Source organism: Mesorhizobium sp. M2C.T.Ca.TU.002.02.1.1 (assembly GCF_003997225.1).
Map to the genome: position 1 here is coordinate 1 of NZ_RZTO01001578.1, position 328 is coordinate 328.

The following is a 328-nucleotide window of genomic DNA, read 5'->3' on the forward strand; positions in this document are numbered from 1 at the left end:
GCCCGGCTCAGGTCGCTGTCGCCATCAAGACAGCGATCGCCGCACTCGAAGGCGAAGTCGTGCCACAAGAGGTGAAGCTGCCGCTGGCGATCGCCGAAGACCCGAACATGAAGGAAGGCACGGATTACTTCCCCAAGGAATCCGACAATTTCTTCGTCGGCAATTCCTTCCCGACCTGCGGCATTAATTTCAGCGCCCAGGAAATCATGGGTCAGACCAAGGAAAACCAGTAAATCATCGCTGGCTGTCACCTGGCGCCGCGGCTTGAGCCGCGGCGTTTGTCTCAATTCCACAATCGCCCTGGGAGGGCCGATGGACGGTGCGGCTA

Annotated in this window: 1 pseudogene; it reads left to right on the forward strand. The window is 59.1% G+C overall.

The features are described 5' to 3' along the window. Positions 1 to 233, forward strand: a pseudogene (locus EOD07_RS37385) (ribose ABC transporter substrate-binding protein); the annotation flags it as partial. Between the last annotated feature and the right edge of the window lie 95 nt (positions 234 to 328).